At 69.5% G+C, this 9,479-nt stretch carries 7 protein-coding genes; all 7 read right to left on the bottom strand.

Annotation, left to right across the window (positions count from 1 at the left end):
• Positions 1-416: 416 nt before the first annotated feature.
• Positions 417-1,451 (bottom strand): ABC transporter permease, encoded by a 1,035-nt coding sequence (locus tag ACIBLC_RS28320; RefSeq protein ID WP_399214074.1) that lies wholly within the window; start codon positions 1,449-1,451, stop codon positions 417-419.
• Entirely contained in the window at positions 1,448-2,410 is a 963-nt protein-coding gene (locus ACIBLC_RS28315; protein ID WP_399214073.1) for an ABC transporter permease, read from the bottom strand. Before ACIBLC_RS28315 ends, ACIBLC_RS28320 begins: the two co-directional genes overlap by 4 nt.
• Positions 2,403-3,962, bottom strand: coding sequence for a sugar ABC transporter ATP-binding protein (locus ACIBLC_RS28310; RefSeq protein WP_399214071.1), 1,560 nt, complete (start codon positions 3,960-3,962; stop codon positions 2,403-2,405). The genes ACIBLC_RS28315 and ACIBLC_RS28310 overlap by 8 nt, the downstream gene beginning before the upstream one ends.
• 75 nt (positions 3,963-4,037) lie before the next feature.
• Positions 4,038-5,129 (bottom strand): ABC transporter substrate-binding protein, encoded by a 1,092-nt coding sequence (locus ACIBLC_RS28305; protein WP_399214070.1) that lies wholly within the window; start codon positions 5,127-5,129, stop codon positions 4,038-4,040.
• 511 nt (positions 5,130-5,640) lie between these two features.
• Positions 5,641-6,672, bottom strand: coding sequence for a LacI family DNA-binding transcriptional regulator (locus ACIBLC_RS28300; protein WP_399214069.1), 1,032 nt, complete (start codon positions 6,670-6,672; stop codon positions 5,641-5,643).
• 302 nt (positions 6,673-6,974) lie between these two features.
• Entirely contained in the window at positions 6,975-8,435 is a 1,461-nt protein-coding gene (locus ACIBLC_RS28295; protein ID WP_399214068.1) for a GH1 family beta-glucosidase, read from the bottom strand.
• Positions 8,436-8,526: 91 nt separating this feature from the next.
• Positions 8,527-9,468 (bottom strand): carbohydrate ABC transporter permease, encoded by a 942-nt coding sequence (locus ACIBLC_RS28290; RefSeq protein WP_399214067.1) that lies wholly within the window; start codon positions 9,466-9,468, stop codon positions 8,527-8,529.
• Positions 9,469-9,479 lie beyond the last annotated feature (11 nt).

Below are 9,479 nucleotides of genomic sequence, written 5' to 3'. Positions count from 1 at the left end.
GGGTCGCCGCCGGTGGGGGGGCTGCCCCACCACCCGCCGCGTTCCCCGGCGCGCGCGCCCGCCCGCTGCGGGGGGCCGCGGGGGGGGGGGGGCCACCCCCCCCCCCCGGGCCACCACTGCTGTGCGGCTGTACGGAGACCGCGGCGCCCACGCCGTCTCCGTGGACCTGAGGTGGTGTCCCCGATGAGCAGGCCGGGCTGTCCCAGGCGTGCGGACCGCCCGGGTTGCCACCCCCAACTCGACGATGTGGCGCCGCAGCAGGTGACGCCGCTCTCGTTGTCGACGAGCCGGGAGTGGTCGTACGCCGAGACCTCGTCGGGACGCATGCAGAAGGCGGCCGGAGGAAGCCCGGCCGCCTGGAACCACACCCGGCGGCCGAACTCCAAAGGAGCTCGGCCGCCAGGATCCGGGGCTTGTCACATGAGTTGTCGGCGGCGGCCGAGCCAGGTCTGTGCGATGACGACCACGGCGAGGAAGGCACCGCTGACGACCTGCTGGTAGGAGGAGTCGAGCGAACCGATCTGGTTGATGACGTTCTGGATCACCTTCAGCAGCAGAACACCGACGAGCGAGCCGCTCACGTAGCCGAGCCCGCCGGTCAGCAGGGTGCCACCGATGACGACGGCGGAGATGGCGTCCAGTTCCATACCGCTGCCGAGGATGGTGATCCCGGACGCGAGCCACGCGGCGTTGAGGGCGCCGGCCAGTCCGGCGAGCAGGCCGGACAGGGCGTAGACGAGGATCTTGGTACGGGCCACGGGGGCGCCCATCAGCGCGGCAGCGTCCTCGCTGCCGCCGACGGCGTAGACGTGCTGTCCGAAGCGGGTCCGGCGCAGCACCACCGCTCCACCGGCGAACAGGGCGAGCGCGATCCACACCGGGTTGCCGAGGCCGAGGGTGGTGCCCTGGCCGAGTTCGGCGAGGAAGGAGCCCTTGCCGATCAGGTAGGTGTCGGCGCCCTCGTCGGTGATCGCCAGCATCAGTCCGCGCGCGCCCAGCATGGCGGCGAGGGTGACGATGAAGGGCGCGAGGCGGGAGCGGGCGACCAGCAGGCCGTTGACGACGCCGATCAGCCCGCACACGGCGAGCGGCAGCAACAGGGCCACCAGGGTGCCGTGTCGCGATCCCCAGGCCGCCAGGACGCCGCCGAGGGCGAACAGTGAGCCGACGGACAGGTCGATCCCGCCGGTGATGATCACGAAGGTCATGCCGAGGGCGACGATCGCCAGGAAGGCGGAACTGGTCGCCATGTTGCCGATGTTGTCGCCGGTGGCGAAGGAGTCGAAGGACAGCGACGCCACCAGGGAGACGATCAGCAGGACAGCCAGGGCTCCGTGCTGCTGGACCAGGGCGCTCAGCCGTTCGGAGCGGGCGGAGCCCACCGGGTGGGCGTCCTGCGGTGGTTCGATGCTCGTGGTGGTCACCGGTGCGTCCGTTTTCGTGGTGGTCAACGCTTCCCCCGTCCTCGTGCCGCGTAGACGGCGGCGACGATCACGATGGCCTGGGCGATCTGGGTCCAGGAGGGCGGCAGATCGTGCTTGATGAGGGTGGCCGTGAGGAGCTGGATGAGGACGGCTCCCGCCACGGTGCCGGCGATGTTGACCCGGCCGCCGGTCAGCGGGGTGCCGCCGACCACGACCGCGGTGATCGCGGACAGTTCCATCAGGTTGCCCAGCGAGGTGGGGTCGCTGGCCTGGAGGCGGGCGGTGGCGAGAACGCCCGCGACCGCGGCAAGGAGCGCGCTGATGACGTAGACGATGATCAGTACGCGGCGGACGGGCAGGCCGGCCAGCTGCGCGGCGGGGCGGCTGTCGCCGATCGCCAGGAGCTGCCGTCCGAAGGTGGTGCGGCGCATCACGAAGGCCAGCAGCAGGGCCAGGGCGGCCGCGATGAGGATCAGGTAGGGAAAGCCGAGCAGGTCGCCGGAGCCCAGGGAGGCGAGCGCGGGGTTCTGCAGGTCCTTCAGCTGTGGGAGGAGTACCAGGGCGAGTCCTCGGCCGCCGACCATGAGGGCAAGGGTGGCGACGATCGGCTGCACTCCGACGACCGCGACCAGGGCTCCGTTGGCCAGCCCCACGGCGGCGGCGAACAGGGCGACAGCCAGCAGTGCGGGCAGCAGGCCGTAACCGAGGTAGAGGGCGGTCACGGAGGCCCCCAGCGCCATCACCGCGCCGACCGACAGGTCCACGCCCTCGGTTCCGATGACCAGGGCCATGCCGAGGGCGACGATGATGACGGGGGCGACCTGGACGGCCTGGGTGCGGAAGTTCTCGACGGTCAGGAAGTACGGGGTGATGACGGTGTTGACGACGAGCAGCGCCGCGACGCCCGCGTAGACGCCGTATCGCTGGAGCCAGTTGAGGACGCGGGCCTTGTCCAGCGGGAGGGTGCGGAGGGTGGCTTCAGCCATCGACGGCCGCCTCCTTGACCGCGTCCCGCGCGGGCCCGTTGCCGGCGATGGTGCGCATGAGGTTCTCTTCCGTGACGTCGTCGCCGGCCAGCTCGCCGACGACGGAGCCGTCCTTCAGTACGACCACGCGGTCGGACCCTTCGATGAGTTCCTCCAGGTCGGAGGAGATGAGCAGGACGCCCAGGCCGTCGGCGGCCAGTTCGTCGATGAGTTTCTGCACCTCGGCCTTGGCGCCGACGTCGATGCCCCGGGTGGGCTCGTCGAGCAGCAGCACCTTGGGGTTCATCGCGAGCCACCGGGCGAGCAGCACCTTCTGCTGGTTTCCGCCGGAGAGTTCGCCCACCTTCTGCTGGGGCGAGGAGGCCTTGATGCGCAGCCGTTCGATGAAGGTGTCCACGACGCTGTCCACGCGGGATTCGGAGACCAGTCCGAAGCGGGAGAGACGGGGCAGCACGGCCAGCGCGATGTTCTCGCGCACCGACAGGCCGGGGATGATGCCCTCGCTCTTGCGGTCCTCGGGCAGCAGGCTGATGCCCGCGCGCAGGGCCGCCGGGGTCGAGCCCGTGCGCAGCGGCACCCCGGCCACCGTGACCCTGCCCGAGCGCAGGGGCAGGGCTCCGGCGATGGCCTTCGCGGTCTCGGTCCGTCCGGAGCCGAGCAGACCGCCCAGGCCGACGACCTCGCCGGGGCGGACGGTCAGGGAGACTCCGTGCAGTTTGTGGGACACGGTCAGGTCGGTGGCGGTGAGGACGGGTTCGGCGTCGGCCGCGCCGTGGTCGCTGGTGAACTTGGTGAGGCCCTCTTCGCGGACCTCGCCCAGGTCCCGGCCGAGCATGGTCGACACCAGGGAGAGCCGGTCGAGGTCGGCGAGGCGGCCGTGGTGGACGCGTCGGCCGTCGCGCAGCACGGTGACCGTGCCGCACACGGCGTACAGCTCGTCCAGGCGGTGGCTGACGTAGACGACGGCGATGCCCGCGTCCCGCAGTCGCCGGATCACCGAGAACAGGGTCTCGACCTCGCGGGGTTCGAGTGAGGAGGTCGGCTCGTCCATGATGACGATTCGCGCGTCGGTGGCGACGGCACGGGCCAGGGCGACCATCTGCTGGGCGCCGACCCCGAGGGTGCGCAGCGGCCGGCGGACGTCCACGCGCACGCCGAAGGTGTTCAGGGTCTCCTCGGCCTCCCGGTTCATGCGGGCCATGTCCAGCAGGCCGAACCGGTTGCGTGGCTCGCGGCCCAGGAAGAGGTTGCGGGCCACGCTGAGCAGCGGGATGAGGTTGACCTCTTGGTAGATGGTCGAGATGCCGGCCTTCTGGGCCTCCAGCGGGGTCGCGAAGGAGACCGCACGTCCCTGGAACACGACCTCGCCGGCATCGGGCCGGTACACGCCGGTGAGGAGTTTGATGAGGGTCGACTTTCCGGCGCCGTTCTCGCCGATCAGGGCATGGACCTCACCCGCGTGCAGGGTCAGGTCCACGTCGTCCAGGGCCCGGACGCCGGGGAAGGTCTTGCTCAGTCCGCGGACGGCGAGCACTTCGGCGGGGGGTGCCACCTGTTCCTCCAGGATGCGGTGCGAGGAGTGAGGGAAGACGGAGGGGGCCCGTGGGAACGGGCCCCCTGAGGAGGGTCAGTAGGCCTTGCCGATGTCGGTCTTGGCGTTGTCCGGGCCGTAGGCGCCGTCCTCGATAACGATGTCCTGAGCCACTTCCTCGCCCTTGGTGAAGCTGTCCAGCGTCTGGAAGGCCAGTGGTCCGAAGCGCGGGTTGGACTCGATGACGCCGCTGATCCAGCCGTCCACGATTCCCTTGACGGCGTTGCGGGTGCCGTCCACCGTGATGATCTTGACGTCACCCGGCTTCTTTCCGGCGCCCTTCAGCGCGGCGACCGCGCCCAGGCCCATTTCGTCGTTCTCGGCGTAGATTCCCTTGATGCCGGGCTTCGACTGGATGAGCTGCTCGGTGACCTGCTGGCCCTTCTCGCGGGCGAAGTCACCGGTCTGCTCGAAGACCACCTTCAGACCGGGCGCCTCCTTGGCGATCTGGTCCTTGAAGCCCTTGGTGCGCTCGGTGGTGACGTTGTTGCCGGCCGAGCCGAGCAGGATCGCGACCTCGCCCTTGCCGCCGGTCTCCTCGATCATCTGGTCGGCGGCTCGTTTGCCCTGCTCGACGAAATCGGAGGCGATGAAGGACACGTAGTCCTTGCAGGGCGTGGCGTTGATCTTGCGGTCGATGGTGACGATGGGAACCTTCTTGGCCGCGGCGGCCTTGAACACCGGCTCCCAGCCGTCGGAGTTGAGCGGGGCTATGACCAGCAGGTCGGCACCCTTGGCCAGGAGGTCCTGGACATCGCTGATCTGCTTGGAGAACTGCGACTGGGCATTGGCCGTCAGCAGCTTGACGCCCCGCGCCTTGGCCTCGTCCTTGATGGACTGCGTCTCGGCGATACGGAACGGGTTGGCTGCCTTCTCCGACTGGGAGAAGCCGACAGTGGCGTTCTTGAGGTCCAGCTTCTCCCCGCCGAACGCGTCGATGGTGCAGGTCTTACTCCCCGGCTTGGGCTCGGCGACCTTCTGCCCGGAGTCGGCGGAGGCCGAGGACGAGGTGTCGTCAGCCGCGTCGTCCTCCGACTTCGCGCAGGAGGTGGCGGTCAACGCCACGGCCGCGGCCAGGGAGACGACCACGGGACGGGCGAGGAGACGTCGGTGGGTAGTGCGCTGCATGGTGACCCCGATCCGGATGGCGCTGAAAGGGCACGAGGGAGACGCTGGGTAGGCAGAGGTCGAGAATGGTGGCTGAGTGGCGCTTCTCCCTTGGCGGGAAAGGACGTTCGGCCCGCCGTACAGAGTTTTTACATCGTTGAAAGGACCCTGTAAACCCCCTGTGTGTCCAGCGTGTGCGGCATTCCGCGAGCTGCCTTGTTCCCCCGCCACCACCGACGGGACGGCGACGGGCGCGAGCCGAGCAAAGGAACACGCGCCCGCAAACGCGATCAGGAAGCCGGCAGCCGTCCCGACACCTCACGCCCGGCGCGCGGGCCGGGCCCGCGGCGCACCGGGCCACAACTCACGCTGTACAGACACCTTTTGGCGGCGCGTCAGGCAGTTCGGGCCATGAGTGCGTGGTGCACCGGCGGACCAGGTCGGGTCGGGCGTGGCCGGAACACCTCGAATGTCAGGGCACCCCGAGCAGGCCTGGGCGGCCTTCCGGATTGCACTCGCGGGGTCCGCGGGATCACACGGGACCGCGTCCGGCCGCTGCCCGCCCCAGGGTGCTCTCGCGTTCCACCAGGCGGTAATCCGCCCAGACGCGGTGCGGTTCGGACGTCTCGTTGCCGCCGAGCCGTGCCAGCACCGACTCGACGGCCAGCCGGCCGATGGCTCCCTTGTCCGGCGACACGGAGGTGAGCGTCACCGCGCCGAAATGTCCCTCGACCACGTCGTCGAAACCGACGACCGCGATGTCCTCGGGTACACGGAGTCCCCGTTCGAAGAGCACACGCATCGCGCCGATGGCCATGGGATCGTTGTAGGCGAAGACGGCGTCGGGACGCCGTCCGGAGTCCAGGATGCGGCGCATGGCGTCGGCGCCGTCCGCATGACCCCACCCGTCGGTGGCCGCGACGAGCCCGGCGTCGGCCGGGAAGCCGGCGGCCGTCAGTTCCTCGCGCCAGCCGCGGACACGGAGTTGAGCAGGCTCGCTGCGACCGCGCCGAGCGCCGATGAACGCCACCTCCCGGCGCCCGAGTCCGATCAGATGCCGGACGGCGGCACGGGCGGCGGCGACGTTGTCGATGGCGATGTGGTCGTACGCCAGGTCGTAGTCGCGCTCGCCGAGCAGCACCAGCGGTACGTTCTCCGCCCGGTCACGCAGGTCCTCGGCCTCCAGCTCGATGGGACTGAGAATGAGACCGTCGATGACCCTGGCGCGGAAGCCCTGGCTGACCAGGACCTCCTGCTCGCGATGCCCCCCGGTGTGGTCCAACAGCACGATGTACTCGTGCGCGGCGGCGGCGTCGATGACGGCGGCCGCGAGTTCGGCGAAGTAGGGGTTGCCGAGTTCGGGCAGTGCGAGCGCGATGATTCCCGTACGGCCTTTGCGCAGATGCCGGGCTGCCAGGTTGGGGCGGTAGCCGAGCACGTCGATGGAACGCTGGACACGCTCGCGCATGGCGGGCGTGACGTGCTGGTATTTGTTCACCACGTTGGAGACGGTCTTGATGGAGACCCCTGCGTGCGCGGCAACGTCTTTGAGGCTGACCCGCACGGCATTCCCCTTTTCAGCGTCCCGACCGGTCCGGTCGGGTGCGTGTACGGGGTCGTACGTCATTGTGGTGGCCTGTGCCGCGACTCCCCCGTACACGTGATCTTTCCAACGTTATACAGCCGTCCACGCTGCACTGACAAGGTCGGCGAGCGGGAGTACCTCCAAAGGGTTCCGCCCGCGTCGCGCGCCTTCCCCGTCGATTCGGATGCCCAGTTGTTCGCCCCTTCCCCTCACGCCACCCGCGTGACAGCCGGTTCCCTTCGATCCGCCGATCCCAGCCGTGCTCCGGCATCACACGCCTGTCAGGGGTTCTGGCCGTCCCGGTCCGGCAGCGTGCCCGTGCGGGCCACATCGGCGTACCACCTGGCGCTGGCCTTGGGGATGCGCTTTCCGGTCGGGTAGTCGACGTAGACGGCACCGAAGCGCTTGCTGTAGCCGTAGCCCCATTCGAAGTTGTCCAGCAGGGACCACAGGAAGTAACCCCGTACGTCGACGCCCGCCGCGATCGCCCGCCGCACGGCCGACAGATGCCCATGGAGGTAGGCGATGCGTTCAGGGTCGGTCACCTCGCCCTCCGGGTTGACGTAGTCGTCGAACGCGGCCCCGTTCTCGGTGATCATCAAAGGCATCGCGGGGAAGTCCGCCTTGAGCCGGGTCAGCAGGTCGTACAGCCCGCTGGGGTCGACCGCCCACCCCATCGCGGTGGTGCTGCCGGCGGGACGGTGGAAGGCGACCTGGTCGGCGCCCGGCCAGGGACTGTGATCGCTCATCCCGTGGCCGTCGGAACCGTGGCCGGCCTCGCCGGTGGCGGCGGAGACGAGAGTGGGCGTGTAGTAGTTGACGCCCAGGAAGTCCAGCGGCTGGTGGATCGTGGCGGTGTCACCGTTGCGTACGAACGACCAGTCGGTCAGGCCGGCCGTGTCCTGGAGGAGGTCCCGCGGGTACTCGCCCTCCAGCAGAGGTCCGGTGAAGACGCGGTTGGCCAGCGCGTCGATCCGGCGGGCCGCGTCCAGGTCCTCGGCGGCCTCGGTCAGTGCGCGTACGTGGTGGATGTTGAGCGTGATGGACGTCCTTGCGCGCGAGGGCAGTTCGGCGCGCAGCGCCAGAACGGCCTTGCCGTGGGCGAGGTTGAGGTGGTGTGCCGCGCGCAGGGCCGCGACCGGGTCGGTGCGCCCGGGAGCGTGGACACCCGATCCGTATCCGAGGAAGGCGCTGCACCAGGGCTCGTTGAGGGTGGTCCAGGTCGTCACCCGGTCCCCCAGCGCACGGGCCGCCAGGGTCGCGTAGTCGGCGAACCGGTCGGTGGTGACGCGCTCCGGCCAGCCGCCCGCGTCCTCCAGTTCCTGCGGCAGGTCCCAGTGGTAGAGCGTGACGACCGGTTCGATGCCCTTCTCGAGCAGTGCGTCGGTCAGGGCGCGGTAGAAGTCGAGTCCCTTCTCCACGGCCGGGCCGCGACCGGTCGGCTGCACCCGCGACCACGACAGGGAGAACCGGTAGGCGCTCACCCCGAGGTCGGCCATGATCGCGACGTCCTCGCGCCAGCGGTGGTAGTGGTCGGTGGCCACGTCACCGGTGTCGCCGTTGCGCACCCTGCCGGGCGTGTGCGAGTAGGTGTCCCAGATGGAAGGGGTGCGTCCGTCGACGGAGGTGGCACCCTCGATCTGGTACGCGGCGGTCGCCGTGCCCCAGGTGAATCCCTGAGGGAATCGAACGGCGTCGGTGTTTTCCGGGGCGGGCGCGACACGTCGGGTAACGGTGGTCACGTGAGTCCTTCCAGATGTACTACGGGGCGGGAGAGGCGAAGTGGAGTGGCGGGCGTCGGAGGGCCGCGGCAACGAGAGGGCGGTGAGGCGCTCACCCCTTGACCGCGCCCTGCATGATTCCGCCGACGATCTGACGGCCGAAGACGATGAACATGGCGAGCAGGGGCAGCGTGCCCAGCAGGGCACCCGCCATGATCAGCGACTGGTCGCGCACGTATCCCGCGCTCAGCTGGGTGAGTGCGACGGGCACCGTCGGATTGGACATGTCGAGCACGATGAACGGCCAGAAGAAGTCGTTCCAGGCGTGCACGAACGTGATCATGAACAGCACGGCCATGGGCGGCCGGGCGATCGGCAGCACGATGCTCCAGAAGATGCGCAGGGAGTGCGCACCGTCCACGCGTCCGGCCTCGACGAGTTCGTCGGGTAGCGCCTCGCTCAGGTACTGCCTCATGAAGAACACCCCGACGGCGCTGACGAGCGTGGGGAAGATGACGGCGGGCAGCTGCTGACCCCAGCCCAGTTCCGTCATCATCATGAACAGCGGGACGACGCCGAGTTGAGGCGGCACCAGCATCGTGCCGATCACGAGCATGAGCAGGATGTTGCGGCCCTTGAAGCGGAGTTTCGCGAAGGCGAAGCCGGCGAGGGTGGCGAACAGCACGGTGGACAGGGCGATCACTCCGGCCACGATCAGGCTGTTGAGCATGGCCTTGCCCAGCGCGGCGTCCTGCCAGGCCTTGCCGAGGTTCTCCAGGAGGTGGGGTCCCGGCAGGAACGGCGGCGGCGTCTGGGTGACGCGCGTGTTGTCGGTCGACGCCGCCACCATCGTCCAGTAGAGCGGGAAGAGCGAGAACACCGCCGCGATCCCCAGCAGGATGTAGGCGACGGGACCCGCGTGGTGCTGACGTCCGGCACCCGGGTGCCGGAACAGCTGTCGGCTCCGCCGGCCGGACGGGGTGTCCTTCCGTACCTTTCGCGCGGTCCCGACGCGTGCGTCCGGCGTCTGGACCGGGATGCTGTCTGTGGTCATGGAGATCTCCC

The organism is Streptomyces sp. NPDC050535 (assembly GCF_044457665.1).
GTDB lineage: Bacteria > Actinomycetota > Actinomycetes > Streptomycetales > Streptomycetaceae > Streptomyces.
This window is presented reverse-complemented; position numbering and strand designations above follow the sequence as displayed.